The sequence below is a fragment of the Corynebacterium sp. CNCTC7651 genome (genome assembly GCF_021496665.1).
Classification (GTDB): domain Bacteria; phylum Actinomycetota; class Actinomycetes; order Mycobacteriales; family Mycobacteriaceae; genus Corynebacterium.
The window spans coordinates 2,234,508-2,260,280 of the sequence record NZ_CP071246.1 but is presented as its reverse complement, the minus strand read 5'-3'; the positions used below and the strand labels follow the sequence as shown (position 1 = coordinate 2,260,280).

The 25,773-nt window shown below is 63.1% G+C and carries 20 protein-coding genes and 2 pseudogenes; 14 read left to right on the top strand and 8 right to left on the bottom strand.

The genetic code is table 11. From position 1 onward, the window contains the following. Window positions 1-2: 2 nt before the first annotated feature. The 5 genes from JZY91_RS10790 to JZY91_RS10770 all read left to right on the top strand — a co-directional run bounded on the left by JZY91_RS10790 (window position 3) and on the right by JZY91_RS10770 (window position 7,869). Window positions 3-3,170 carry an HsdR family type I site-specific deoxyribonuclease gene (locus JZY91_RS10790; protein ID WP_234947855.1) on the top strand — a complete coding sequence of 1,056 codons (3,168 nt, stop codon included), beginning with the start codon at window positions 3-5 and terminating at the stop codon, window positions 3,168-3,170. Between the two features lie 344 nt (window positions 3,171-3,514). Next, the gene (locus JZY91_RS10785) at window positions 3,515-5,020 is read left to right on the top strand and encodes a hypothetical protein (RefSeq protein ID WP_234947854.1); all 1,506 of its coding nucleotides are present in this window, start codon (window positions 3,515-3,517) and stop codon (window positions 5,018-5,020) included. A gap of 383 nt (window positions 5,021-5,403) precedes the next feature. Further along, window positions 5,404-6,504 (top strand): hypothetical protein, encoded by a 1,101-nt coding sequence (locus tag JZY91_RS10780; protein WP_234947853.1) that lies wholly within the window; start codon window positions 5,404-5,406, stop codon window positions 6,502-6,504. 164 nt (window positions 6,505-6,668) lie between these two features. Continuing rightward, complete coding sequence (locus JZY91_RS10775; RefSeq protein WP_234947852.1) at window positions 6,669-6,992, top strand: YdhR family protein; 324 nt, start codon at window positions 6,669-6,671, stop codon at window positions 6,990-6,992. A 253-nt stretch (window positions 6,993-7,245) separates the two neighbouring features. Further along, the gene (locus JZY91_RS10770) at window positions 7,246-7,869 is read left to right on the top strand and encodes an excalibur calcium-binding domain-containing protein (RefSeq protein WP_234947851.1); all 624 of its coding nucleotides are present in this window, start codon (window positions 7,246-7,248) and stop codon (window positions 7,867-7,869) included. Window positions 7,870-7,901: 32 nt separating this feature from the next. Here the strand turns inward: JZY91_RS10770 and JZY91_RS10765 are convergent, their stop codons facing one another. The 3 genes from JZY91_RS10765 to JZY91_RS10755 form a co-directional block, all read right to left on the bottom strand. Continuing rightward, entirely contained in the window at window positions 7,902-8,123 is a 222-nt protein-coding gene (locus JZY91_RS10765; RefSeq protein WP_234947850.1) for a hypothetical protein, read from the bottom strand. A gap of 11 nt (window positions 8,124-8,134) precedes the next feature. After that, the gene (locus JZY91_RS10760; protein ID WP_234947849.1) at window positions 8,135-8,383 is read right to left on the bottom strand and encodes a hypothetical protein; all 249 of its coding nucleotides are present in this window, start codon (window positions 8,381-8,383) and stop codon (window positions 8,135-8,137) included. A 126-nt stretch (window positions 8,384-8,509) separates the two neighbouring features. Continuing rightward, a complete protein-coding gene (locus JZY91_RS10755; RefSeq protein ID WP_234947848.1) occupies window positions 8,510-9,631 on the bottom strand; it encodes an alcohol dehydrogenase catalytic domain-containing protein in 1,122 nt (373 codons plus the stop codon). A 136-nt stretch (window positions 9,632-9,767) separates the two neighbouring features. Between JZY91_RS10755 and JZY91_RS10750 the strand changes: the two genes are divergently transcribed. From JZY91_RS10750 to JZY91_RS10720, 8 genes and pseudogenes are all read left to right on the top strand, one after another. Continuing rightward, window positions 9,768-10,748, top strand: a complete 981-nt coding sequence (locus JZY91_RS10750) for a cyclase family protein (RefSeq protein WP_234947847.1) — start codon at window positions 9,768-9,770, stop codon at window positions 10,746-10,748. A 170-nt stretch (window positions 10,749-10,918) separates the two neighbouring features. Then, window positions 10,919-11,311: a flavodoxin domain-containing protein gene (locus tag JZY91_RS10745; protein WP_234947846.1), complete on the top strand. Its 393-nt coding sequence runs from the start codon at window positions 10,919-10,921 to the stop codon at window positions 11,309-11,311. A 60-nt stretch (window positions 11,312-11,371) separates the two neighbouring features. Continuing rightward, a complete protein-coding gene (locus tag JZY91_RS10740) occupies window positions 11,372-12,541 on the top strand; it encodes a Fic family protein (protein WP_234947845.1) in 1,170 nt (389 codons plus the stop codon). A gap of 49 nt (window positions 12,542-12,590) precedes the next feature. Then, window positions 12,591-13,436: pseudogene (locus tag JZY91_RS10735) on the top strand (ketopantoate reductase family protein); the annotation flags it as partial. Window positions 13,437-13,495: 59 nt separating this feature from the next. Beyond that, window positions 13,496-13,567: a hypothetical protein gene (locus JZY91_RS11925; RefSeq protein ID WP_370639295.1), complete on the top strand. Its 72-nt coding sequence runs from the start codon at window positions 13,496-13,498 to the stop codon at window positions 13,565-13,567. Window positions 13,568-13,682: 115 nt separating this feature from the next. Next, window positions 13,683-16,523 (top strand): leucine--tRNA ligase, encoded by a 2,841-nt coding sequence (gene leuS / locus JZY91_RS10730; protein ID WP_234949134.1) that lies wholly within the window; start codon window positions 13,683-13,685, stop codon window positions 16,521-16,523. 152 nt (window positions 16,524-16,675) lie between these two features. Continuing rightward, the gene (locus JZY91_RS10725; protein WP_234947844.1) at window positions 16,676-17,767 is read left to right on the top strand and encodes a hypothetical protein; all 1,092 of its coding nucleotides are present in this window, start codon (window positions 16,676-16,678) and stop codon (window positions 17,765-17,767) included. Next, window positions 17,751-18,176, top strand: a complete 426-nt coding sequence (locus tag JZY91_RS10720; protein WP_234947843.1) for a VanZ family protein — start codon at window positions 17,751-17,753, stop codon at window positions 18,174-18,176. The genes JZY91_RS10725 and JZY91_RS10720 overlap by 17 nt, the downstream gene beginning before the upstream one ends. A gap of 56 nt (window positions 18,177-18,232) precedes the next feature. Here JZY91_RS10720 and JZY91_RS10715 read toward each other — a convergent pair whose 3' ends face one another. Both JZY91_RS10715 and JZY91_RS10710 read right to left on the bottom strand, forming a co-directional pair. Next, a complete protein-coding gene (locus tag JZY91_RS10715; protein WP_234947842.1) occupies window positions 18,233-19,768 on the bottom strand; it encodes a plasmid pRiA4b ORF-3 family protein in 1,536 nt (511 codons plus the stop codon). A gap of 9 nt (window positions 19,769-19,777) precedes the next feature. Beyond that, the gene (locus JZY91_RS10710; protein ID WP_234947841.1) at window positions 19,778-20,407 is read right to left on the bottom strand and encodes a hypothetical protein; all 630 of its coding nucleotides are present in this window, start codon (window positions 20,405-20,407) and stop codon (window positions 19,778-19,780) included. A gap of 42 nt (window positions 20,408-20,449) precedes the next feature. Between JZY91_RS10710 and JZY91_RS10700 the strand changes: the two are divergent. Next, window positions 20,450-21,596: pseudogene (locus JZY91_RS10700) on the top strand (Bcr/CflA family efflux MFS transporter). Window positions 21,597-22,073: 477 nt separating this feature from the next. Here JZY91_RS10700 and JZY91_RS10695 read toward each other — a convergent pair. From JZY91_RS10695 to JZY91_RS10685, 3 genes are all read right to left on the bottom strand, one after another. Next, window positions 22,074-23,186 (bottom strand): MFS transporter, encoded by a 1,113-nt coding sequence (locus JZY91_RS10695; RefSeq protein WP_234949133.1) that lies wholly within the window; start codon window positions 23,184-23,186, stop codon window positions 22,074-22,076. A 565-nt stretch (window positions 23,187-23,751) separates the two neighbouring features. Continuing rightward, window positions 23,752-25,356 (bottom strand): cytochrome b/b6 domain-containing protein, encoded by a 1,605-nt coding sequence (locus JZY91_RS10690; protein ID WP_234947839.1) that lies wholly within the window; start codon window positions 25,354-25,356, stop codon window positions 23,752-23,754. Between the two features lie 55 nt (window positions 25,357-25,411). Further along, complete coding sequence (locus tag JZY91_RS10685; protein WP_234949132.1) at window positions 25,412-25,729, bottom strand: electron transfer flavoprotein subunit alpha/FixB family protein; 318 nt, start codon at window positions 25,727-25,729, stop codon at window positions 25,412-25,414. Window positions 25,730-25,773 lie beyond the last annotated feature (44 nt).

Below are 25,773 nucleotides of genomic sequence, written 5' to 3'. Positions count from 1 at the left end.
CAATGAGCACCGAAGCACCCGTGAAGTTCCGTAACGAGGCCGAGTTCGAAGACGCGGTCATCTTCAACCTCACCCACAAATACGGCTGGTCGCCCGACGTGCTCACCTACGCCACCGAAGACCAGCTCATTGCGAACTGGGCGCGCATCGTATTCGAGAACAACAACACCCCCGACCGGCTCAACGGTGTGCCGCTCTCCCCCATCGAGATCGAAACCCTCGTGGACGAGGTGGCGGCACTGCCGAATCCAGCAGCCGTGCAGCGCTGGCTCCAAGGCCGAGAAACCATCCTCACCCGCAACAACCCACTGGACGAGAAAAACCACGGGCGCGAGATTCCGCTGACCATTTTCTCCCCCTCAGAAATAGGCGGCGGCGACTCCACCTACCAGATCGCCCGCCAGCCGAAGTTCGCCAAGCGGTCTAACGTCGCCCGCGACCGGCGAGGTGACTTCACGTTGCTCATCTGGGGCCTGCCTTTGATCCACGTCGAGCTCAAAAACGAGGGACATGATGTCACCGAGGCGTGCATGCAGGTACAGCGCTACGCCCGCGAGAACGCCTGGACCGGATTCTTCAACATGGTGCAGCTCTTCGTCGCGATGACCCCCACCGACATGCGCTACTTCGCCAACCCGGGCGGGGTGGATAAGTTCAACTCCGACTTCTTCTTCAAGTGGACCGACGCGGGCAACGAGCCGTACCCGGACTGGCAGGGCGTTGTTCGCCACGTGCTCGGCATCCCACCCGCACACAAACTCGTTGGCGACTACCTCGTTGCCGACGGCGGCGACGGTGCGTTAAAGGTCCTGCGCCCCTACCAGGTCCATGCGGTCGAGGCGATCCTCTCGACACTGCGCACCATCAACCGGGAGCACCGCGATTCCTGGACAAAGAACACGCACAAGGGCGGGTTCGTGTGGCACACCACCGGGTCCGGGAAAACAATGACGTCGTTTACCGCGGCCCAGCTCATTGCGCGCGAAAAACTCGCCGACAAGGTGGTGTTCGTTCTCGACCGGGTGGAGCTTTCCGAGCAGTCCGAGATCGAATACACGAACTTCGCAGGCGACATGGTGGAACTGACCCGCCCAGCCCACTCATACGCGCTGGTCAAGGAGCTGAAGTCCAAGGGCGCACCGCTGATTATCACCTCCCTGCACAAGCTCGGCATCATCTCGGATCCGAACGGCGACTTCGCTGACGTGGACTTCTCCTCTGTCGATCAGAAGCGCCTGGTGTTCGTGGTGGACGAGGCTCACCGCACCACCTTCGGCGACATGTTCCGCTTCCTCACCCAACGCTTCCCGCACGCGGTCTACTTCGGGTTCACGGGGACACCGATTCACGAGGTCAACAAGCGCAAAGACACCATCACTGCCGACCTCTTCGGCAACGAATTGCACCGCTACTCGATCTTCTACGGGCTGCGCGACGGAAATGTGCTGGAGTTCCACACCGTGCCCGTCTCCACGTTCACGGACGAGGAGCTACGCCATGCGGTCGCGCTGCGTCAAGCCGACGCGCGCGACATGGATGAGGTGGTAGCCGACGAGCGTAAACTCGCGGTCTACAACACTTATATCGACGAGGATCGGGTCCCGTGGACCACCACCATCGACGAGAATGGGCGCCGCGTCGAGGGCATCGAGCAGCTCGCCAAAACCTCCACGTGGGAGACCGAGAAGCACCGCCAGGCGGTCGTAGACTACATGGTCAAACACTGGGACCAGCGCTCCCGCAACCGCCAACTGCACGCCCTGTTCGCCACCAGCTCTGTGCTCGAAGCCATCGATTACTACCGGCGCTTCAAAGCCGACGGCTCGCTCAAAGTCACAGCGGTGTTCACCGACGCGAACCAGAACACCCCAGACGCGCTAGAGCGCGACGCGGGCATCGAGGAGGTGCTCACCGATTACAACGCGCTATACGGCACCACCTTCTCCGCCTCCGACCACGCGGACTTCCGTGCAGACGCCGCCGACAGACTGGCGCACAGGCGCGGCTACAAGCACGTGCAAGTAGACGAGCAGCTCGACCTCGTGATCGTCGTCGATCAGTTGCTCACCGGCTACGACTCCAAATACATTGGCACCCTCTACCTCGACAAGGTTGTTGATTACGCCCAGCTCGTGCAGGCGTTCTCGCGCACGAACCGCGTCTACAACCACCTGCTGAAACCCTTCGGCACGATTGTCTACTTCCGCAAAGTCCACACGATGAAAAAGAACATCGTCGACGCCTTCGACCTCTATGCGGGACGTGACGCATTGGCGGTGTTCGCAGACCCCCTGCCGGAAACCATCACGGTCGCCAACACCAGCGCGGAAGCGGTGCGCCAGATCTTCCAAGACGCGGGGTGTTCCGACAACTCCCGTCTACCCGACGACCCAGCCGCGCGTAAGGCGTTCGCCGCCGCCTACGCCGAACTGACCCGCCGACTCGAATCCGCGTTTATCCAGGGCTTCGAGTGGGGCATGGACCATGTCGAAGACGAAAACGGCAACCGTGTTGAGGTGGATGTCAGCCTCGACGAGTACGAGGCGTGGACCCAGCGCTACGCCGAGCTTGCCGAAGCGTCCGAGCAGAGCGAGGCGGATGAAACTATTCCGCTCGATCTCGAAGCGCTGGCAATGGCGCGCGCCACTCAAGTCATTGACGCGGAGTATCTGAACGAGCGATTCCAGATGTGGAAAGCTGCGGTTGCGCAGCCTGAAGCGTCGCAGGAAGTCCAAGACGACCTGCTTGCTCAACTCAAACGGGAGTATGCCAAGTTGAGCCAGGGCGATCAGGCGGCCGCGGACCAGATCTTCAAGGATGTCATGCTGGGCGTTCTCGATCCGAAAGACGAACGGTCAATCCAAGAGCTCATCGAGATCTACCGAGCCGAAGAGCAAGACGAGTTTGTTGATCAGTTGAACGCCGCCACGGGATTGGAGCGCTCTCTCATCAAAGAGACACTCAAGCTTGTAGATGGCACCATGACTCCTATCAGGGCATACGGTCGCTTCCATCGACTTCAGAACGGCGTTGACGTTGAACGCTTCGGAGAATGGCTCCACGTCAGAGGCATCGATGCTGAACCGTTCGACCGCTTTGACTACGCGGATAAGTTGCTTGTCGAGTTCTTCACGCGCGGCGGCTTTGACCTAAGCGAATGGGGCCCCTAAAGATAGCTTGTGGTCACATCGTAGACCGCGCTTGATTGTAAAATCTGTTAGGCTGTTCGAAAAGATATGCGATCTGTGAATTTGGAAGAACTATCCGCTGAAACAGCGAAATGACGACAGTATGCGGAGACTAATCAAGGCTAGGAAAGTTCTAGATGCAGTTGGAAGGCTGGTAAGTGCGCGAAATGGGTGGCTTCGACTGGAGTCGAGATGTCAGCAATAAATATCTTAGATATGTACCGGACAAAAGCGTAGCTCAGGCAGGATCAAGGGCAGTTGGATGGGTAACGATTGGGGAGGGTCTGCCCTTTAGTTACTCGGACGTCTGGGGTGGGCTCCGAGCCGTGCTGGTTGAGGATGAATTCGATCATGCGTTCCCCTTTGGGGATGGGTGGGTCGGTCAGAATCTGGCCTGTGTTACCCGTTTATGGGCTGGCCAAGATCAACGCCCAGAGACCCTTGATGGCATGCTCGACCACAGTGAGCATGGCTCCGTGAGATTCTTTTGCCAGGGAGTTTTTCCTCCGGGCGCTTCCGAGTATCAGATCTTCATTACGCCATCATTCCTGTGGTTCTGGGATGCATATCAGGTGGGCGAGGAGTGGCGCTTCTTAACGCCTTGGGGTGAGGAGAGGCAATTGCTCCGGATGAGGACTAGTGAAGACGGCTGGAGCGTGGAAGTGCGGGCGGAGGAGCTCGGGACATATCTCTATGCGTTTAACAAGCGCCTACTAATACAGTTTGAGCTGTTCCAGATGACTGGAGAGATTCTGGAGCGGACCGTGCATGAGGAATTCACGGACGATTGTGGAAGCTTTAGCTACAGGGAGTATTCCCTCGCGGCGAGTAGTGAAAGTAATAGCTGCGTGTCATTGGGCGGCAGGTTCACGTACCGTGGCCGTCTAGGGAGAACTAAACCGTTGTTGCTGGAAGGGGAGGGTGAGGCTCCGGAATACGGGTCCTTCATTGTTGGTGTGTCACCCGATGGTGAACCAGTAGAGTTTACTAGTGAACCAAGCCAATTGGGGAACTATTTCGGAGCTAATCCCACGGCTCCTCATTACCTTACGCCCGTATATTTCCGGCGGGACGTTCTCAGCAAATATATCTCGACACCGTCTCGTTTTAGTATCAGCGCTACACGTTTGGAATGCCTCAACCTTTGGGGAATTGATATTTCGTTAAATGACCAAAACATGGTGGTGGTCTACTTAGGTGACATTGGTGCGCACATCCCGCGCGAAGAGCACAACCACTGGCGAATTTACAACGATCTCCCAGAGGGAGGTATCGATGACGGAAGATTTCGCCGAGATTTTCTTGGTCAGTGGGTGGGATCGCCGGACCCCATTGGAGAGCTCAAGACCAAAGTCGGGGATATCAATAGCCATTGTGAACGAAAGTTCGGATTTCCAATCTGGAAAAAACTTGAACCCAGTCTGGAACGGCAGGTGGAAGTACTGGTTTATCCCGCTTCGGCAGACCCGCTTTCGCTACAGGGGCCAATTCTAACTCTCACCAAATGGCTGGTCGATTCTCTCAACACTAAAGCTATATGTAAAGCGCTTCCAGCAGATGAAGTGATTCCTGATCGCAGTTTGGAAAACCTCCGAAAGCTTGGCGAGAAAGAAGGTTGGCCAGACGAATTTTGTCAGCGCCTTCGACAACTCCAGGCTCTCCGATCCCGGGGAGGAATCGCGCATCTCAAAAATTCAGAGTCTGCGAAAGTCTATGGAGATTTGGGTTTACGTGGCCACGACGCAAGAGAAGACTTTGACATACTTGTGAAGTCTCTCAATCTCGCGTTCGATTCCTTGCTGGTAAAAGTGTCCGCCCACGAGGCCGAGTGAGCGGTTGCTTATACACTTGGATTTCCACGCTCCCGCATCGGCGTTAGTTCAATGTGCTGCGATCTAGTGGACCATCAAAGAGACAATTCTCAGTTGGAAGCCACCTTCCGCAAGGCCAGACTGATATGCGATGGCCTCCCCAACCTCTGCCTCGGCTCTATTAAGGCGCGCCGTTTGGGAGACCACGCTGAGCTCGGCCCACTCTAGCACCCAGACACCACTTTTCCCGCGTTCCGCTGTGACTTCAAAACTCTTCATGGTTGCCACCCCCTGAGAACAGGAGTATCGCTCTGAAGCCGAGCGGTCAATAGCTAAGAGACGGATACCGTTGCGAGATAGGAAACCGGAGCCAGAGGAGGAGAGCTGCTGTAGGTTCAGGCGCCATGGAGGGGAAAACATTCGATATTCCCGTGAAAGCTGCGGGAACGCAGTTCACGGGATACGTTTCAGTTTCGGCGCTGCCGGGGGTGCAGCTAACCAAACAGCAGCTGGGGTTTGGTCCAGAGCTGCGGCAACTCGTCGAAACCACCGCTCGGAACTATCGGCCGGTGGATGAAACGCAGCCGGTCGGCGAAGCCGCAGAAGAAATAGCGGGGACAGCGAAGTTCGCACACGCCATGCTGCGAGATTTAAGGAGCGCACGAGATGGGCGCCAAGCTGAGAGTTTCGCGCTCCTTCTTCTCGAGGCGTGTCGCGCCGCGTTGAAGAGCGAGCCGCGATTCGCCGTAGCGTTCTTCTTAGCTCGAGCGGTGTGGGAAAAGACCCGCAACCTTGAATCCGTTGAGCGGCTGGATGAGTACCTCGACGAGATTGAACGTGCGCTTCCTCAGCGCGGTGGCAACGCAATGGTCCTGCAGATGCCGTTATTCCAACTCAGTGAACCAGGAGCTTGGGTGTTCACGACGATGTTCGTCGGCGGAGCCGAGTACACCATCGAGCTGAAAGCGCAGCGGCCGGTGTACGGGGTGCTGAGAGCAATTGGTTTGGCGCTGGAGGGGATCGTCGAGAGGCACAATGCCCCTGCTGCGGTGGAGGTTTACCGAACGTTTGCCTACGCGCGGGCGCTGCTGGAGCTGGCGCAAGGTGACGCGTACTTCGAGAACGAGTACCTGGGCGATGCGGTGGATAACGCGCTGCTGGAGTGCGCGGATACGTTGCTGCGGGCCAGCGAGGAGTTCGGCGAATTTAATGAGGCTGTGAGTGGCGGCGACTATGAAGCGGCAGCGGAGCTTTTGCCGCGGGATGTTCTCGGGCGTGTGGGCGGTGCGCCGTCGCCGGAGGAGGTGCGGGTGTTGAACGAATCGCTTGAGGCGGTCCCGGGGCGGACGGTGGTGGTGTTTTTCAACCCGGGTGGGGATCAGCACGCGGAGCTGCCTATGGATTGGGTACCGGAGCTGGAGGATTTCACGCCGGTATGGGTGCCGTGGTTGAGCACGGATCACTTTGCCATTCCGACAACGCAGGCGTTCCGGACTCGGTTTTAGGAGACCGAGGTCGATTTGTATTCACCTTGATCCTTACCGTGAGGTGGGGTTTCGGTGCGGTGGGGTTCCGTTTTACGGACCGCCTAGTACGCTCACTGTCACCTCGTTTAGACCGATTGGTCTAGAAGTGAACGTCGATAAGCAAAAGCCCGAAAGGAAACGTCATGTCTACCCTGCTCTCCGTCACCTTTGACAGCCCGTACGAGTTCACCGACCAGAAGATCCGCGAGGGGTTTGAGGGCGCGATCCCGGACCTTCAGCAGATTCCGGGGCTTGTGTGGAAGGTGTGGACGTCGCAACCCGGGGAGGGTCGCGGCGCGTCCTTCTACCTCTTCGACACCGTTGAGAATGCTAAGCAGTGGGGCGAGGGTCCTCTGCGGGCGTCGCTGGAAAACCTCGGTAACTCGAATATTGAGGTCCAGTACTGGGAGGTTGAGGAGGAATTCTCCAAGCAAACCTTTGCCACGCTGCAGCGCGAGCAGGGATAGGGCGCGGTTCTAAAACAATTAGAAACAAATCGGGAACAATTGGTTTTATGTCCTTGAAGTGCACAAATGGGACTTCTGGCGGCTGATTAAGCGCCCGAATTGTTTCCTATATCTTCGCTATATCTTTCGCGGGCCCATTTAGCGTCGGACAGAACAATTCGAAAACAATTCGAGAAGTTATCGGGGGCAGGACCTTAGTAATTTCTGTGCGAAAACCGGGATGTTGGTGTGTAGACAGTGTGAAAATAGTGGAATGAGGAAATCCGTTATCGCCGCCGCATCTGCGTGCGCTGTTGCTCTGTCTGTTGTCGCTCCCCCTGCTGCTTCCGCCTCGTCTGCGATGTTGAGCTCCCTCGTCGCACTGGAGGCGACGGGCGACGGGTCGTCCGAGTCCTTCTCGTCTGAAAGCGAAGTAGTCCACTCCGCAGCGAAGGAGGAAGACAGCGCATCCCGTGAGTCTTCTTCCTCTGACACCACGAAGATCGTTGCCGGTGTGGTTGGTGGCGTCGCGGCGCTCGCCGCTGGTGCCGGCCTTGTGTGCTGGGCCATGCAACAGGGTATCGTTCCTAATCCCCTCCCCACGGTGATCCCGTGCAACCCGCCGGCCCCGGTTGCCGCTCCGGCACCTGCGCCTGCTCCGGCACCTGAACCGCCGGCTCCCGCACCGGCACCGGCCCCTCAACCTGCTCCCGCTCCGCAGCCGGCTCCGGCACCGCAGGTGCGCCCTGCCCAGGCGCAGCCGTCCGGCAAGATGTACGCGAACTGCCGTGCGGTGTGGAATGACCTCGGCCGCCCGATCCGCCGTGGCGAGCCGGGCTACGGCACCCACCTGGACCGCGATGGCGACGGCGTCGGCTGCGAGAAGCGTCCGAAGTAGGGTCTAGCCGCTATGCCCGCTGGCGGTGGCTACTACGTGCGCTGGCGGGCGGACTTGTGCTCCTCGAGGATTCCCCACAGGCTTGAGGGCTTGCGTGCCCAGAGCCTGCCTTCTTCATCGGTAAAACCGAGGTACTGGTCCAGCGTCTTATCCTCGCTACCAGGGGCCGCATCGTGCCAGGCATCGACCCAATCATCAATCTCTTCCGGGCGTGCGGTGCCTGCGAGGCACGCGTCGATGAATGTCTGGGACACGGTTTCTCCTTTCAGCGCGAACGTACTCGGTTGTAGTGCGATCCCCGGGTTTTGGGCAAAACGGTTGAGCGGTCTTTCCACTCCACCGCGCTGCGAAACACGTCGTGAGCGAAGTACGGGTTGTGCGCTTTCCCATACATCGTTCCGCCGTAGCGCATCATCCGCACGTTGAGGTTGTATGCGGCCTTCACCATCCCCTCAAGCCAACTGAACCGCATCTCGCCGGTGATGATTCGCTCGAAATCCTCCAGGCTAAACACCCATGCTGAGACCGTGCCGGAGATTCTGTAGTGAAGGGGGAATAGGTCTAGTCTCGTAAGTTGTACATGGCGCCTGACTCGCTCCAAACTAATCCTGGATGCTGCCGCCCACACTCGGGACAGGAATTAATCGAACATGATCACCTGGCGCAGGGACAGGCCGTTATCCAGCTTGTCCATTGCCTCATTGATCTCTTCGAGCTTGATGCGGGAGGAAATGAGCTTCTCTGCGTGAAGCTTGCCCTCTCGCCAGAGCTCCTCGTACTTCGGGATGTCAACCTTCGGCACTGCCGAGCCCAGGTAGCTGCCCTTCAGGGTGCGAGCCTCGGCGGTCAACACCAGAGGGTCAATCTCGGAGACTGAGTTCGGTGCGGGCAGGCCAACCGTCACCGTCATACCGCCCATACCGGTGATCTTGTAGGCGGTCTCGAGCGCCTTCGGGTGGCCCGCAGCCTCAATCACCGCGTCGAACTTCCGGCCAGATTCAACAGCCTCATCCGGTGTCATAGCCTCGGTGCAACCAAGCTCTTTTGCTAGCTCGCGCTTGCTGTCCTGAACGTCAATTGCCACGATTTCCTTCAGACCCAGCGCCGCGGCGGTAAGGACAGCGGCTGCGCCAACGCCTCCGAGACCAACCACGGCAAGTGAGGTGTCCTCGTTCGGCTTAATTTCGTTGAGCAACGCTCCGCCGCCAGTAAGAATGGCACACCCAAGGACGGCTGCGACTTCTGGCGGCACATCCTCGCCCACCGCAACAAGGGAACGCACGTCAGCTACCACGTGAGTAGCAAATCCGGAGATGCCAAGGTGGTGGTTCACTACCTCACCATCGCGCTGCAGCGGACGATCCCCGTTGAGCAACGTGCCTTCGTTATTCGCCTTGGAACCCCGCTCGCACGGGATTCGGCCATCCGTTTTGCATGCCTTGCACTCCTCGCAGCGCGGAAGGAACGTGCAGATTACGTGCTGGCCAACCTCGAACTCGGTCACGCCCGGACCGAGTTCTTCCACAACTCCGGAAGCCTCGTGGCCCAAGAGCATGGGCAGGGGGCGCGGGCGGTTGTTGTTCACCACGGAAAGGTCTGAGTGGCAGATACCAGCTGCGAGGATCTTGATGCGTACTTCGCTCTCCCCCGGCGGGGCAAGCTCAAGCTCCGAGATGGAGATGGGGATGGAATCTGCGTACGGCGTGGAGCGGCCGGATTCTTCCAGAACTGCTCCCTTGATGGTCAGAGTGTCGCTGCTCATGAACTTCTCCTCCCGTAATCGGTGCGTGAGTGGGCTGGAACTCACTATAGTTCGTTTTGTAATGCTAATCACATGAATTCACCATGTGATTAGCGGACGGTCCCGTACATCACCACACCAGAAAAGAGGTTTCCAGATGGGCCACAACCACGACTTTTCCCAGTTCGACGACCTAGCCAAGTTGTTGGAAGATTCTCCCAACAACTGGGGCCGCTGGGGCGATGACGATGAGGTCGGTGCCCTGAACTTCCTTGACCATGAGCAGATCATGCGCGGGCTCAAGTCTGCGCGACAGGGCAAGGTGTTCACTCTCCAGGTGCAGATGGGCCACCCGCACGGTGATCCGGTCTTCCCCGGCCGCACCGGCATGGAGCGTGAGATGGTCTTCGACGACAATTCCTTCGAGCCGGGCGGCAACGGCCCGCAGTACAAGGGCGGTATCCGCTACTCGGATGACAAGGCTTCGATCTTCCTGCAGGGTTCCACGCAGTATGACGCGCTTGGGCACGCGTGGTACGACGGCAAGCTGTGGAACGGCAAGTCCGCCGACACCACCAATGATGGCGGTATGGACTTCGCATCGGTCCTGCCGATCGCGGAGCGCGGCGTTGTTGGCCGCGGCGTGTTGATTGATATGGCACGCCATCGCGGGAAGGAATGGCTGGAGAAGGGCGAGACGTTCACGCACGAAGACTTGCTTGAAGCCGCCGCAGCACAGGGCGTTGAAATTCAGAAGCGCGACATCCTGCTGGTTCGCACCGGGTGGATGAAGTACTGGTACAGCGTTGATGCGGAGGAGTTCAACAAGGATCTTGTGGAGCCGGGTCTGACCTACACCCCGGAGCTGGTGGATTGGTTCATGGAGCGCGAGATTCCGAACCTGGTCACCGACACCATTGCGAACGAGGTGACCTATGAGCCCACCTCCGGCATCGCGTTGGTGCTTCACGGCGTGTTCCTGCGCAACTTGGGTATCAGCCTTACCGAGATCGCCTGGCTGGATGATCTCGCGGATTCCTGCGCCGAAGACGGCCAGTGGGACTTCCTCTACACCGCCGCCCCGCTCAAGGTGGTCCGCGGAACCGGCTCGCCGGTGAACCCGATTGTGATCAAGTAGATCCAGTCCATCTAGTGCCACAATGGCACCATGAGCTGCGAAATCTACTACTCCACCTACTACGGGTCCACCAAGCGCTACGCGGAGGAGCTGGGGGTTCGGCTTGGGGTGAGCGTCGATACGCTGCCCCAGCCCCGCACGTCTCCGCCGCACCCGAGGCAGGGCCGCTCGTGGTGCTCGCGCCCGCGCACGGCCCGCTTAACGACGGCGCAAAGTTCCTCCAACAGCTCCCCGCAGATGTCCTTGCCAACCGGCCCGCATGCCTGGTCACGGTGGGGATGACGCTGGATGATGAGGTTGTTCGCGCAGATCCCGCGGCCAGTCTCCTCGGCCAGCTCAAGGACACGGTGCAACGCTTCTACCTGCCGGGGCGGTTGAACTACCCGGAGCTCAGCAGCGCGCACAAGAACGTGATGCGCGGGCTGATCGGCATGTTGAAGCTCAAGCCGGGCAAGACGGAGAATGAGCGGAACATGGTCGCCACGTACGGCAAGGATGTGGACCGCGTGGACCTTGCGCGTCTGGATCTGGTGGAGGCATGGGCGCGCGAGCACGGGGCGTAACAGGTCGCTACGGAAGATTAGCGACCTTTTAAGCCTCTAAAAGGTCGCTATAGTGTGGGCATGACTTGGCCCGCTGTCACGTATGAATCGCTGCCCTGGCGCTCTCTCGCCGAGGGTGTCTCACGTCGGGCTGCGCGCACGGTTCCGGGGAGCTATGAAAGTGCAAAGGTGGCGCAGATAAGCACCAGCCCCTTGGTGCTCTGCCCTGAGACGGTTGCTGAGGTGGAGCGCGCGACGGTAGCGGCCACGCGTTTCGATGCCGTGGAGGCGCACCGTGTGCTGCCCTTCACTCCCCTGCTGCTGCGCAGCGAATCTGTGGCTTCGAGCCGGATTGAGCAGCTGACCTCGTCCGCCAGGAAGATTCTGGAAGCAGAGATGACGGGCGGCGGCACCGGAAACGCGGCCCTCATCGCAGCGAACACTAGGCAGATGGCGCGTGCGGTGGAGTCGGGCGAGCCAACGGTCGCCTCTGTGCTGGAGATTCACCGGTTGCTGCTTGCGGAGTCTGCGCCAAACATCGCGGGCCGGTTCAGGGATCAGCCGGTGTGGATCGGGAGCGCGAACTCGCATCCGGGCGGAGCGCCGTTCGTGCCCCCGCATCAGCGGTACATCGCGGGTTTGATGGCGGACCTGGAGACATTCATGCAGCGGGAAGACATGCCGGCGCTTGCGCAGGCAGCTGTGGCCCACGCGCAGTTTGAGACCATTCACCCGTTCGCGGACGGCAATGGGCGGACGGGACGCGCGCTTGTCCACGTCGTGCTGCGTAACCGGGGTGTGAGTTCCAGCGTCGCTCTTCCGATCTCGGCTGGGTTGTTGACTGATGTTGGCGGCTATTTCGACGCCCTCACCGCATACCGCGAGGGTACCGTGGAGCCGATCGTTCTCCTGTTCGCCCAGGCGGCACTCGAGGGCGCGGAGCGGGGCACATGGCTTGCCGACGAACTCATGGAGCTACGCGAGGAATGGGACGAGCGCCTGCACGCCCGCGCGGATTCATTGGCTTGGCCTCTGCTGGATCTGTTGCTGCAGCACCCGATTGTCACGTCCACGTTTGCGGCAGATGCGTTGGGTACCACCTCGGCACGGGCCCGAAAGGCGCTAAACCGTCTCGAGGAAGACGGGATTGTGGTGTCAGCCCAGCTCGGCAAACGAGCCCGCGCGTGGCGTTCACCGGATGTGCTGGATTTGCTGGATGAATTCGCAGAACGGGCAGGCCGCAGGGAGTGAAAGGTGCTCCGACCAGCGGTAAAATAGACCTCGAAAGCCTTCTCACGCGATGCGCCGAGGGTTCCGCCGGCGCGGAAGGGGTCGCACAACCATGAAGACTGCAGTTATCGGCGCCGGGGCAATGGGGCAACTCTTCGGTGCAAGGCTAATCGCCGCGGGCGAGGACGTGGTGTTCTTCGATGTGATGGATCAGACCATCGATGCCCTGAATAAGGACGGCATTGAGCTGATCGTGGACGGGGATGCCACGCACGTTCAGGCCAAGGCTGCCAAGTCCGCCGACTACACAGATCCGGTGGACTTTGTCCTCTTCTTTACCAAGGGCTTCCACACCCCCGGTGCCATCGAGGGTGCCAAGCACCTGTTCCACGAGCAGACGATTGCGCTGACCCTGCAGAACGGCCTGGGCAACGGGGAGCTGCTGGTGGAAACGTTCGGTCCGGAGCACACGCTCGCTGGCGTGACCGATTACTCCGCGGACCGCGCGGGCGCGAACGCCATCACCACTTCTTCGTACGGCTCCATCGCGATGGGCGACTTGGTGGCGGACGGCGTGAACTCGGACGCCGCCGTTGCGGTGCATGAGCTGTTCACGCGCGCCGGGTTCAACGTGGAGCTGTTCGATAACGTGAACATCCCCATCTGGGAAAAGCTGATCCTGAACACGGTGCTGAACACCATCGGCGGCGCAACCGGCCTCACGCTGGGTGAGACGAACGGTACTGAGCCAGGCCGTCGCCTCACCGAAGCGGTGCTGGCGGAGGCGCTTGCGGTGGCGCATGCCCGCAACGTGCCGGTGCGCGAGGACGTGATCCGGGAACACATCGCCGCTGTCTTTGCCAAGTCCGCGGGCCACAAGACTTCCATGACGCAGGACGTTGAGGCGGGCCGCCGCACGGAGATCGGATCGACGCCATCGGCGGCGCCGTCGCCAGTGCCGGCGAAGAGGCCGGCGTGCCCACGCCGGTGCTTTCCGCGCTTTGCGACGTCGTCCGAGCGCGCACCCTCCCGCGTTCAACGCAGTAGCACACATGCTCCCCGTCGTTCGCTGCGGGGAGGGCGCGGTAAGGGGAGCGTCGTCAAGCAAAAGCCCCCAAGCGCAGCGCGGCACCGTAACGTGCCCCGACTACACTGCGTAAGCATGACTGAGGCGAACCCGACGGCGCACCGGTATACGGCGGCGCTGGCCAACGAGATTGAATCCACCTGGCAGCAGTACTGGCGCGAGAACGGCACGTTCAACGCGCCGAACCCCACCGGCGATCTGGCGACGGGTAAGCCGCTGCCGGAGGAGAAGCTGAACGTCCAGGACATGTTCCCGTACCCCTCCGGTGCGGGTCTGCACGTTGGCCACCCGCTGGGGTACATCGCCACGGATGTGTACGCGCGCTACAACCGCATGCTGGGCAAGAACGTCCTGCACACGCTGGGTTACGACGCATTCGGTCTGCCCGCGGAGCAGTACGCGATTCAGACGGGCACGCACCCGCGCACGACCACTGAGGCGAACATTGCCAACATGGAGCGCCAGCTGAACCAGCTGGGTCTGGGCCACGACAAGCGCCGCGCCGTAGCCACCACGGACCCGGAGTTTTACAAGTGGACGCAGTGGATCTTCCTGCAGATTTACAACGCCTGGTTTGATGAGGAGCTGCAGAAGGCCCGCCCCATCGAGGACCTGGTGCGCGACCTGCTCACGGGTGCGCGCCAAACCAAGGACGGGCGGGACTTCAAGGACCTGAACACGCAGGAAAAGCACGCGGCGTTGGATGAGTTCCGCCTGGTGTACCTCTCTGAATCCATGGTCAACTGGTGCCCCGGCCTGGGCACGGTGCTGGCGAATGAGGAAGTCACGGCGGACGGCCGCTCCGAGCGCGGCAACTTCCCCGTTTACCGCAAGCGCCTGCGCCAGTGGATGATGCGCATTACCGCGTACTCGGACCGCTTGCTGGAGGATCTGGACCTTTTGGATTGGCCGGAAAAGGTCAAGAGCATGCAGCGCAACTGGATCGGCCGCTCCCGCGGCGCGCAGGTGGCGTTCGATTCCGCGGCCGGCTCCATCGAGGTGTTCACCACCCGCCCGGACACGCTCTTCGGCGCCACCTACGTCACGCTGGCACCGGAGCACGAGCTGGTGGATGCGCTGGTGGCGGACGCGTACCCGGAGGGCACGCCGGACACCTGGACCTACGGCCAGGCCACCCCGCGCGAGGCCGTGGACGCGTACCTGGCCGCTATCGCCGCGAAGTCTGACGTGGAGCGCCAGGAGAACAAAGACAAGACCGGTGTGTTCCTGGGCTCCTACGCCAAGAACCCGGTGAACGGCGAAGAGGTGCCCATCTTCATCGCGGACTACGTGCTCACCGGCTACGGCACCGGCGCCATCATGGCGGTGCCGGCGCACGATGAGCGTGACTACGAGTTCGCCAGCGTCTTCGGCCTGCCCATCATCCCGGTGCTGGACGGGGATATCTCCGAGGCGGCGTTTGTGGGGGATGCGGCGCACATTAATTCGTCGAATAGCAATGGCCTGGACCTGAACGGCTTGGGCAAGGACGACGCGATCGAGGCCGCCATCAACTGGCTGGTGGAGCGCGAATCCGGCGAGGAGAAGATCCAGTACAAGCTGCGCGACTGGCTGTTCGCCCGCCAGCGCTACTGGGGCGAGCCCTTCCCCATTGTGTACGACGAGTTTGGCCAGGCCCACGGCATCCCGGAGGACCAGCTGCCGGTGGAGCTGCCGGAGGTGGAGGACTACAAGCCGGTCAGCTTCGACCCGGACGACAAGGACTCGGAGCCCTCTCCCCCGCTGGCCAAGGCCACGGACTGGGTGAACGTGACCATGGATCTGGGCGACGGGCCGAAGCAGTACCGCCGCGACACCAACGTCATGCCGCAGTGGGCAGGTTCCTCCTGGTACCAGCTGCGCTACATCGACCCGACGAACTCGGACGAGTTTGTGAACCTGGAGAATGAGGCGTACTGGACCGGCCCGCAGGAGGACAAGCACGGTGCCGGCGACCCAGGCGGCGTGGACCTCTACGTCGGCGGCGTCGAGCACGCGGTGCTGCACCTGCTGTACTCCCGCTTCTGGCACAAGGTGCTGTATGACCTGGGGTTTGTCACCTCCAAGGAGCCGTACCGCCGCCTGTACAACCAGGGCTACATCCAGGCCTACGCCTTCACGGATGCCCGCGGCGTCTACGTCCCGGCCGCTGAGGTGGAGGAGCGCGACGGCGCGTTCTGGTACAACGGCGAGCAGGTCAACCGGGAGTACGGCAAGATGGGCAAGTCCCTCAAGAACGCCGTCGCGCCGGATGATGTGGTGCGCGATTACGGCGCGGACACCCTGCGCGTCTACGAGATGTCCATGGGCCCGCTGGACACCTCCCGCCCGTGGGCGACGAAGGACGTTGTGGGCGCCCACCGCTTCCTGCAGCGCCTGTGGCGCCTGGTGGTCTCGGAGGAGGACGGCTCCCTCGCCGTCGTGGACGCCGAGCTGACCAGCGACGATGAGAAGCAGCTCCACCGCACCATCGCCGGCGTCCGCGACGATTATGAGGGCCTGCGCGACAACACCGTCGTGGCCAAGCTCATCGAGTACGTCAACTACCTCACCAAGACGTACCCGTCCGGCGCCCCGCGCGCTGCCGTGGAGCCGCTGATCCAGATGGTCTCCCCGCTCGCGCCGCACATCGCGGAGGAACTCTGGGCCCGCCTCGGCCACCAGGGCACCATCACTTTCGAGCCGTTCCCCACCTTCTCGGAGCACTTGCTTATCGACGACACCGTTGAACTCCCCGTCCAAATCAACGGCAAAGTCAAGGCTCGCCTGGACGTGCCGGTGGACGCGTCGAAGGAGGACATCGAGAAGCTGGCGTTGGAGGACGCCCGCGTGGTCGAACTGACGACCGGCGCCGGCAAGACGGTGGTGAAGACGATCGTCGTGCCCGGCCGCATGGTGAACCTGGTTGTGAAGTAGCCCGCCGGGGGCGAGCCGGGCTTGGGCCGCCGGGGTTGGGGCCGTGGAGCCGTAAGGCCCACCGGCGAGCCGTGAGGCCGGGGCCTCCCGTGGGTAGGCTGGGATCGCATTTGTCCGAGACAACTCGATCCATACCCACGAGGAGACACTCGATGACCAATCCCAACCAGGGCGGCTACCAGCCGTACCCCGGCGGCGACGGCTACGGCGGCGACGGCTACGGCGATGCCGAACCGACCGCGCCGGGCGCGCCGAACTACGGCGAGCCCGCGTACCCGAGCTACCCCAACCAGCCGGCGGACTACTCCCAGTTTGAGGTGAACTCCGCAGCCGGGGCTGCCGGCGCGACCGCGCTGCGCTACCACGGCCAGCAGCTGACGGACGGCTACTACGGTGACGGCCAGATGCCGCACCCGATCAATGATCCTCACGCAAACGGCTGGGCGCACCGCAAGGGCACCGGCAAGCTGCGTCTGGGCGAGGCCATCTCCTGGTCCTTCAAGGCATTTGGCAAGAACCCGAAGTTTTGGCTGGTTATCGGCCTGATCTCCGCGGTGCTCAGCGTGATGTCTTCCGTCGCGACGGTGCCGGGTATGAGCTTCCTCTCCGCCATCGCGTCTGTGCTGCTGTGGCCGGTGTTTGTGGCTGCGGCGTTGCAGCAAACGCTCGTCGTCAAGCTGAAGTCCCCCAGCACGCCGGCCTACGGTAAGTCGCTGGGCGTGGCCGTGCTGCTGGTGTTTGCGGGGTCGATTCTGGCCACCATCCTGGGCATCATCACGTTCATGTTCGCGTTCGCGTCGATCGATCTGGACCCGGCGGCGCTGCCGCAGCAGCCGGACGATATCTTCGGGGACCCCGAGCTGATGGGCACCATCATGAGCACGTTTGGCCTGGTTACGCTGGTGATCTTGCTGCTGGTGATGCTGCTGGTCCCGTTCGTGGTGTACCCGATGTACTACGCCGCGGATAACAACGGCGGGTTCGGGCACGCGATTGGCGCGGGCGTGAAGGCCGGTGCGCGCAGCTACCTGCCCACGCTGGGCCTGATTCTGTTCAGCGGCCTGATCGCTATCCTTGCCAGCCTGCCGGCGGTGTTGACGGCGACGGGCACGATCGGCACCGTCGTCGGCGGCCTGCTTTCGCTGGTGCTCACCATGGTGGCGGCGCCGATCAGCCTGCTGCTTGGCGCGCACGCGTACCGCCAGGTTTCCGGAGGCCCGGTGCCGTATGAGGCGGCTGCGTAACCGCTACTCCCGGGGCACATACATCGCTGCCGCGGTGCTGGTCATCGCGGTGGTGTTGTTGTTTACGGTGGGCAAGGCGTACTTCTCGCTCCCCGGGGTGTGGAGCGCGGAAAGCCACCAAGTGCGCCAGGTGCGACTGGAACCGCTGGCGACATTCCGGCACTACCGCGTGTGGTGGGGTCCGTGGCTGAACCTGGGCGGCAACATTGCGCTGTTCATGCCGGTGGGGTGGGTGGCGTACCGGCTTCTCGGGGACGTGAAGCGGGCCACGCTTGCCGGCGCCGGGTTCAGCCTGGTTATTGAGGTGCTGCAGTACGTGCTGGCCGCGGGGTACTCCGATGTGGATGACATCCTGTTCAACACCCTCGGCGCGTTCGCCGGGGCGTATCTGGCGCGGGCGCTGCGGTAGGCGGGGGCCGGGCCGGGGCCGCCCGGCCCGGCCGGGGGCGTGGCGCTCCCCGGCGCCTACCGTGAATACCCGTAAAACTTCACCATGGAGCGCAGGAGGCGCCCCCCGTTCATGGACGTCCTCATGCCGTCGTTATCGGCGTACACGCCGCCTAAGGTTTCAAGGAAACCCAGCGCCTCGTCCCACTGGCCTTCGGTGAACGGGTGACCATGCTCCGGCAAGTCAACCAGGCCCAGGGAATCTGCAAGGCACGCCGCAAGCGGCGGCCAGAACTGCTGGCCGAAGGCGGTCTCGAACCCGGCGCAGAGTTCACTGCTGAACTCTCCAATCGGGTCATTCGCCACCAGGAACTGCAGCCCCTTCTCCGTCACCTGGAGGGTGCCGGGCTGCCGCTCTGCAATCAATCCCCCGCCCTCGAGCACCCGGCGCATGTGCTGCACGTCAATCCAGGAGTTTTCGCGCGGTTGGCGCAGGTAGGTGGGCAGGCCCATAACATCTAGACATTGCTTCACCGCCGCGGAGTTAAGCTTGCCCTTGCCGGTAAGGCCCAGCGGGGTGCGGAACAGCTCGATAACGTCGGCGAATGCATCGGAGAATGCATCGTGCGCGCCGCGACCAGGTAGCTCAGTGGGCGACCCGATCACCGGGATGCCGTCGCCGTTTCCCCCGCCCTCGCCGGGAATCACCGTCAGATGCGGCGCGCCGGGCACCCGCTCCCCCGGCACGCCCGGCACGCCGAACCCGCCGGCCGGCGCATCCGGCATACCAAACCCGCCAACCGGCCCCGGCCCGGAACCGTCGCGGAACGGGATGTCCAAACCCGGAATTGGCATGTTCAGCAAATCTTCGCCGGCGTGCTGCTCAAAGAACTCGGCCACGGCCGCGATCAAGGTTGGATTGCGGTCCGGCATCGGGTCATTTTCCAAGATGTCGCGCAGCTCCGGGCGCGAATCGAGGAAATCCTCGAATTGGTTGGCCAGGTCAAGGGCTCGCGGGTCTGTGGCGGCGTCCTGTGCGGCGTCGAAAAACAGCTCCTCCGCCACAAAGCCGATGCGTGTAGCCACGGCAACCGGGTCCGTCACGGTCAGGCGCTGCAGCATCCGCTCCGGGGACATCACCGGCAAGAAGCTCAGCAAAAGTGGCGTGACCTCCATGTCCGGCTCCAGGCCGGCGGCGATGCGGCGGGCTTCGGCGCGGAAGCGCGTCATCATCGCGGGGCCGTTGGTGGCTTCGACGATGTCGGGCCCGGAAGCGTCGATAAGCAAGGGCGTCGGGCCGTCCAGCTGCGAGTAGCCCAGCACCTCAACGTGGACGTTCCAATTCGCCGTCGGGTCATAGATATAGGTTATCTCCCGCAGCTTTGCCACGGTCATGTCCACCTCATCGCCCTCGCCGGCGCTGGGCACCTCGGCGTACACCTGGCGCGTTTTCCCGCTCTTGGTCACGTACAGGTGCGTCGCCGCCCCGGAGAAACCGAACGCCGCGTTGATCACCTCCGAGAGCTGCCCCAAGTCCATCGAATCCTCCACGTTCACGCAGCGCGTGATCTCCGGATTCGCGTCCTCCAAAGACATCAGCAAGGTGACAATCATCGCTCTCCCCTACAGCGGTTCGCCGCCCAGGACTACGGCACGTACCCACCCGGTCGACTGGTTCTTAATCCCCCACGTCCGCCCGCCGGCCTCCGCGTACGCCACATCGCCGGCGGGAACTTGGACGTTTTGTACCAAGATACCGTCGCCAAGCGGCAAAAGCCCGTATTCAAAGCTCTCCTCCAGCGTGAAAGCAACCTCAGCCCCCGGGGCAAGGCGAAGTTCCGCCGCTACCAGCGGAAACTCGGTGCTCACCGGGGACGTGCGGCCGAACATCGTGCCCACCAGCACGCGCGCCTCCCCCTGCAGCGCCGTGGTCACCCCGCGCAGCGTGAACACCTCCGGGGTGAAAATCTCCACCGTGCCGTCTGCCGGGCCGAGCGCATCCAGGCGCGCGCCCGTCACGGAGCCGGACCCGCTTATCGACGCTCCCCTGAACACCCCCACCTGATCCGCCGACACCGGCTCATTGAACCCGCCCGGACCGGTCAGGCGCAGCTCCCCGTCCGTGACCCAGAAGAAGCTCTGCCGATCCCGGCGCGGTGCTAGCTGGTCAGCGCCCTCGCGCGTGTCCAACGCCACGGCGAGATCCCACGCACCGATCCGCCCGGGCGCGGAAGTAACTTCAACATTTCTCATGTGCGTTATGGTACCTGCGTGCCGCAACTTTCAGCTGGGCTCATGCTCGCCCTCGCGTTTTTCGCCGCGGCCGGGCCGCTGGGCATTGACATGTACCTGCCCGGCCTACCCCAGCTGCAGGAGGACCTTGGTACCACCGCCCCTGCCGTGCAGCTGACCATCTCCGGGTTCATGGTGGGCATGGCGGTGGGCAACCTGCTGTTCGGCCCGATTTCGGATGGCACCGGGCGCAAACGGCCCATCATCATCTCCTCCCTCGTCTTCTTTGTCACCTCGGTGCTGTGCGCTGTGGCGCCGTCGATCGAGCTGCTTGTGCTCGCCCGCGTGCTGCAAGGCGTGGCGGGCGGCCGTGATTGTGGTGTCCCGCTCTGTCATTCCGGACCTTGCCCGCAGCACCGCCGCCGCCCGCGCGTTCTCCGCGCTGATGGCGCTGACCGGCTTCATGCCCGCGCTTGCCCCCGCGCTGGGCGGGCTGATGCTGCCGGTAATCGGGTGGCGAGGCATCTTCTGGGTTCTGGCCGCCGTCAACTTTATCCAGGTGCTGCTGGCGCTGGGGCTGCCGGAGAGCCTCCCTGCGGACAAGCGCACCTCCGGCGGCCTGCGCACCCTCTTCCCCCGCATCGGCCGCTGCCTGCAGCGCCCCGCGTTCGTGGGCTACCTGCTCGCCTGCGCCCTCGGCTTCGGCGCGCTGTTTTCCTACATCGCCGCATCCCCGCTGGTGCTGCAGAACCAGCTGGGCCTCTCCCCGACCACGTTCTCCCTGGTCTTCGGCGCGCTGGCCCTGTCCTTCCCCATCTCCAACGCGCTGAACATGCGGCTTGTGCGCCGCGTTCCGCCCCGGAAGGTGCTCATTGGGGCCTTGCTTATCGACGCCTCCATAACCACCCTCCTCATCTTCCTCTCCCTGGGAACGTTGGGCTGGTGGTTTATTCCCGTGCTGGCCACCTTGCCCATGATGTCCGGCTTCATCTCCGCCAACGCCACCGCCTTGGCTGTGGAGGAGGTGCGCGACATCGGCGCCGGCGCTGGCAGCGGCGCGATCGGGTTTGTGCAGTTCCTGGTGGCCGCGACCGTTGCTCCGCTGGCCGGCCTGGGCACAAACCACGCCCTTGCCATGGCGGTGTCTTCCTTCGCGTGCGCCGCGTTGGGCCTTGCGGCGGTGCTGCTGCTCACCCGCCGCCGCGGCTAACGGCTGCCCTGCTGCCCGGTAGCCCGGCTGCCCGGTAGCCCGGCTGCCCGGCCGCCCGGTAGCGGCGACGCCGGACGGCCCGGCGGTCCTGCTGACAGCTGCCCCGGCGAAAGAATCGGACGATTCCTTCGCCGAGCCCTCTAAAGGCCCTGGTGGGTGCAATTCCAGGACGATTCCCTCGCCGGCCCCTCGCCGGCCCCTGGCTGGGCCTGCCCTGCGGGCCGCCCCCGCAGCTCCGTTGGGTCCACCCAAGAGCCAAAGTTTGTCGACTCCTTCTCCAAGGCCACTAAAAGACCAGGTGGGTGCAGTACTTGGACAACTTTGGCTCTGGGGTCGGGCGGCCGCAACGGGGCAGCAGGGAATCCACCCGGCCCCGGCGGCCCGGCGGCCCCGACGGCCCCGCCCCGCACCAGCCCCCGGGCAGCGCCGACGGCTCGGCCCTGCCGCCCGCCCCGGCTCGCCCCCACCTGGACGGAGCTACCGCAGCTTCGGCCTGGAGAACCCGGCCAGTACAACCAGGGCACCCGCGCCGAGGATCAAGGTGAGGAGGAGGGTGCCGGGTAGGAAGTTGGCGTCGACAGTCGCGGCGCCCAGCGCCGAGCCGGAGGCGATGCCAACCTGGAACGTGACCACGTAGATGGAGCTGGCCAGGTCCTGGTTGCGCTGGCCTGCGTGCATGAAGATGGTGGTGCCGGCGGTGGGGAGTGCGCCGGCGGCGATGCCCAGGACGGCGACCGCGACGAACATCAGCCAACCGGACCCGAATTGCAGCGCGGCTAGGCCGAGTGCGGCGGCGGTCATGAGTAATACAGTGTCGATGCCGTTGATGCGGATCATGCGGCGATCAACGCGTCGTCCGGCGAAGACGATGCCCAGGAGGCCGAAGATGCCGTACATGGACAGGCCGATGGGCACCCAGCGCGGCCCGGTGGTGGATTCTAGCAGGAGGGCGAGGTAGGTGAAGGTGGCAAAGATGGCCGTCACAGCGAAGGCCAGGTAGACCACCAGCGACGGGATCGCAGACTTCGTGGTCGATGTGGCGTCAGCGCTGTCTGTGGGGCGGGCCGGCATGGCCGGGAGCGTCTTTGCCAGGAGCAAGAACGCCACGACGGCTGCGGCACCCAAAATCCAGGTGGAGTTGCGCCAGCCGATGGCGTTGCCGATGGCCGTGGTCAATGGTGCGCCCACGACGGTGGACATGGTGGAGCCGATGGAGACCGCGGCCACTGCGCGACCCATCTGACCTGGGGGAGCGAGGCGTGCGGACATCGGATTGACCAGAGACCAGAAGAGGCCGTGGGTAAGCGCGGCGGTGACGCGGCCGGCAACCAGCACCCAGTAATTCGGCACCATGGCCTGCAGCACAATGCCGGCGAGGAGGAAGCCGAGCGTGGCCATAAACAGCGGCCGGCGGTCCAAATTGCGGGTGGCGGCCATCAGCGGGATGGTCACCAGGGCGACCAGGCCGGCGTAGACGCTCATCAGCAAGCCAATTTGCCCTTCGGAGACACCGAAGTCCGCCGCCATCGGCGTGATCAGGCCGACGGAGAACATCTCGAAGCAGACGTAGACGAACGCGGCGAAGCTCATCGCCGCGAGCGGCACGATCTGGAGCTTCGCGGGGTGGTCTTGGCGGTGCTGCTGATGCTGCTGATGCTGCGTTTCAGTCACCAGCAAAAAATAGCACCAGAGGCTGGGGCGTACATCCGGGCTGGGCTAGGGAACGGGGAGCGTGGGCGGGGAGTGGTACGTTGCTTAGCTTCTCGTTCCGATCCTCCGTTGCGTAGCCTCCGTTGCCGATCCTCACGCGACGATCCAGGGGCTTAAATGCTTTAAACCGGGATGAATTAAACCCCTTGGATCGCCACGAAGGGCTACGCAACAGGGGATCGCAATGGAGGATCGAAACAGAGGGCTAGTGACCAGCCAAAAAGAGGGCCCGGCCGAAGCCGAGCCCACCAATTACACCGCTAGGATCGCCTGCCGCCCTACCGCTAGCACCGGCCCGCAGCCACCAACCGCGAGCGCCGGCCCGCAGCCACCAGCCGGGCGACCCCGACCGCCGAGCCGGGCGACCCCGACCACCAACCGAGCGACCCCGCAGCCACCAGCCGGGAGACCCCGACCACCAGCCGAGCGACCACCCAGCCCAGACCTACCGATTACTCACGTTGCCCGTCAGGTTCGCAACCGGCGCGACGATAGAAGGCCTAGTCACAAACCACGCCACCGCAGTCACCGCGACAGCGCCCAGGAACACCCACACGCCGGTCCAATCGGTGGCGTAGACGGAGGGGTCAACGTCGCCACGCGCGGCGAACATGGCCGCCATGTTGCGACGGAAACCGGTGAACACCACCAGTACCAGGTGGATCGCAATGAACACCAAGAAGTAGATCATCACCGGGAAGTGAATCTTGCGCGCCGCGGAAGCGGGGTACGCCTTAGACGCGCCCTTCCACGTGTCGGACCAGAAGGTGCTCATCCGGAATCCGGCGGAGATGATTGCCAGTGGGGCGGCGATAAAGACCGTCGTAAAGTAAGCAAGCTCCTGCAGCGCGTTGTAGTGCACCCAGCCGTTTTCCAGCGGCCAGTTCAGCGTGAGGTATTGCAGCCCGGCGCTGAGCGCGTTGGGGAAAACATCCCAGCTCGTGGGCACAATGCGCACCCAGTGGCCGGTGGCGAACAGCAGAATGTAGAACACCAGGCCGTTCAGCACCCACAGCACGTCCAGCGCTTGGTGTAGCCACAGCGTGAGGCTGATCTTGCGCTTCGGCGTGCGTCGCGGCGCCCAATACGCCTCCGGCTTCCGTTCGTTCCGCACCTGCAGACCCGTCCGAATCACCAGCACCATCAGGAACATGTTGAAGAAGTGCGCCCAGTTCAGCCACGCCGGGAGTCCAACCAGCGCGCCCTCCGGCAACGGCTGCGTGCCCGGGTACTCGGCCACAAAATCCGCACCCCACGGCGTGCCCACCAGCCACCGCGCACCAAACACGGCAATCACACCCAGCACCAGCAGCGCAAGTGCGACCAGGAGCCATTTTTGCTTAACGACGCTCCCATCCCGCGCCCCAGCCACCTTCCGCCCCGCAGAATTCGTGGGCGCCGCGGACCTGGGTGCGTCGGGTTTCGATGGTCTTGCCGGCTCCTGCGCAGGCGTCGCCGGCTCAGCCGCCGACGCGGCCGCAGGCTGTTCGGGCGTAGCCGGTTCGGCGACGGTCTCGACAACCGGCTCAGCCGCAAGCTCCTCAGCCGGTGCCGCCGGCTCCTCAGCCAGCTCCTCAGCCGGCTCAGCTGCTACCGAAGTAGTCGGCGCGACGGAGTCGACCACCGCCATCACCGCCGGAATCTGCGCGGTTGCTGCTTCTGGCCACGCCGGACCGCCTGCCACGCGGGGGAGACCCTTGCGCAGCGAGACGGTTTCGGTCTGGGTATCTGCAAGGGCCGTGCCCTCGCCAAGCTCCACGCGGGATGACCCGGCGACGGCCGGGACCTCGACGGTCACCTCGCCCGCCGGCGGCCATGGTTCGCCACCAGCAACGCGGGGGAGACCGCGTCGCAGAGGAACGGTCGCGGTAGCCGGGGCCGGCAAACCGGTAGCCGGGGCCGGCAAACCGGCAGCACCAGCCACCGCCGCCGCACCACCAACCTCAACGGTCCCCACGACCTCGGCATTCTCTGGGCCGACGGCATCGGCGGGCGGCCACGGCTCGCCGCCGGGGACGCGGGGGAGTCCTCGTCGCAGGACAACAGACATGGACGCTCCTTACCTCAACGCTCTCTCAACGCTTCCACGCGCGCGCTCGCGCTTCCTACTCGCCCTGCTTCGCGGCGCTGACCAGCTCGATCAGCTGCGGCACGACATCGAAGATGTCGCCGACAATGCCAAAGTCGGCGATTTCGAAGATGGGGGAGTCCGGGTCGTTGTTAATGGCCACGATGGTGTCAGAAGTCTGCATGCCCACCAGGTGCTGGATCGCACCGGACACGCCAAGCGCGATGTACAGCTGCGGCGACACCAGCACACCCGTCTGGCCGACTTGGTGGTCGGCGGAGACGTAGCCGTCGTCCACAGCCACGCGCGTCGCACCCACCGCGGCACCCAGCGCATCCGCCAGGCCGCCAACCAGCCGCTCGAATTCCTCCTCGGAGCCCAGCGCGCTACCGCCAGCAA

Coding starts and splice junctions, on each gene's coding strand:
- JZY91_RS10790 (WP_234947855.1), top strand. CDS start 3: ATGAGCACCGAAGCACCCGTGAAGTTCCGTAACGAGGCCGAGTTCGAA.
- JZY91_RS10780 (WP_234947853.1), top strand. CDS start 5,404: ATGGAGGGGAAAACATTCGATATTCCCGTGAAAGCTGCGGGAACGCAG.
- JZY91_RS10775 (WP_234947852.1), top strand. CDS start 6,669: ATGTCTACCCTGCTCTCCGTCACCTTTGACAGCCCGTACGAGTTCACC.
- JZY91_RS10770 (WP_234947851.1), top strand. CDS start 7,246: ATGAGGAAATCCGTTATCGCCGCCGCATCTGCGTGCGCTGTTGCTCTG.
- JZY91_RS10755 (WP_234947848.1), bottom strand. CDS start 9,631: ATGAGCAGCGACACTCTGACCATCAAGGGAGCAGTTCTGGAAGAATCC.
- JZY91_RS10750 (WP_234947847.1), top strand. CDS start 9,768: ATGGGCCACAACCACGACTTTTCCCAGTTCGACGACCTAGCCAAGTTG.
- JZY91_RS10740 (WP_234947845.1), top strand. CDS start 11,372: ATGACTTGGCCCGCTGTCACGTATGAATCGCTGCCCTGGCGCTCTCTC.
- leuS (WP_234949134.1), top strand. CDS start 13,683: ATGACTGAGGCGAACCCGACGGCGCACCGGTATACGGCGGCGCTGGCC.
- JZY91_RS10725 (WP_234947844.1), top strand. CDS start 16,676: ATGACCAATCCCAACCAGGGCGGCTACCAGCCGTACCCCGGCGGCGAC.
- JZY91_RS10720 (WP_234947843.1), top strand. CDS start 17,751: ATGAGGCGGCTGCGTAACCGCTACTCCCGGGGCACATACATCGCTGCC.
- JZY91_RS10715 (WP_234947842.1), bottom strand. CDS start 19,768: ATGATTGTCACCTTGCTGATGTCTTTGGAGGACGCGAATCCGGAGATC.
- JZY91_RS10710 (WP_234947841.1), bottom strand. CDS start 20,407: ATGAGAAATGTTGAAGTTACTTCCGCGCCCGGGCGGATCGGTGCGTGG.
- JZY91_RS10695 (WP_234949133.1), bottom strand. CDS start 23,186: ATGAGCTTCGCCGCGTTCGTCTACGTCTGCTTCGAGATGTTCTCCGTC.
- JZY91_RS10690 (WP_234947839.1), bottom strand. CDS start 25,356: ATGTCTGTTGTCCTGCGACGAGGACTCCCCCGCGTCCCCGGCGGCGAG.